Origin of the sequence: Streptomyces rhizosphaerihabitans, from assembly GCF_025399795.1 — a bacterium.
Taxonomy (GTDB): Bacteria; Actinomycetota; Actinomycetes; order Streptomycetales; family Streptomycetaceae; genus Streptomyces; species Streptomyces rhizosphaerihabitans.
The window spans coordinates 1-491 of record NZ_JAODTZ010000182.1 but is presented as its reverse complement, the minus strand read 5'-3'; the positions used below and the strand labels follow the sequence as shown (position 1 = coordinate 491).

1 protein-coding gene is annotated in these 491 nt (G+C 66.0%); it reads right to left on the bottom strand.

The genetic code is table 11. The annotated features are described in order from the left end of the window. On the bottom strand, positions 1 to 491 hold a 491-nt coding region (locus N4G66_RS45310), incomplete at both ends, for a carboxyl transferase domain-containing protein (RefSeq protein WP_315903781.1).

Genomic DNA, 491 nt, shown 5'->3' with positions numbered 1-491 from the left:
TTGCGGGAGGGCAGGTCCGCGTGCTTGGTGTGCAGCATCGCGAGCGACTTGATCAGGACCTCGCGGGTCTCGGCGGGGTCGATGACGTCGTCGACCAGACCGCGCTCCGCCGCGTAGTACGGGTGCATCAGCTCGGCCTTGTACTCCTTGACCATGCGGACGCGCATCGCCTCGGGATCGGCGGCGTCGGCGATCTGACGGCGGAAGATGACGTTGGCGGCACCCTCGGCGCCCATCACGGCGATCTCGTTCGTCGGCCAGGCGTAGGTGAGGTCCGCCCCGATGGACTGGCTGTCCATGACGATGTAGGCACCTCCGTACGCCTTGCGCAGGATGAGAGAGATCCGCGGCACCGTCGCGTTGCAGTACGCGTAGAGCAGCTTCGCGCCGTGCCGGATGATCCCGCCGTGCTCCTGGTCGACACCCGGGAGGAAGCCGGGCACGTCCAGCAACGTGATGATCGGGATATTGAAAGCGTCACACATCTGGAC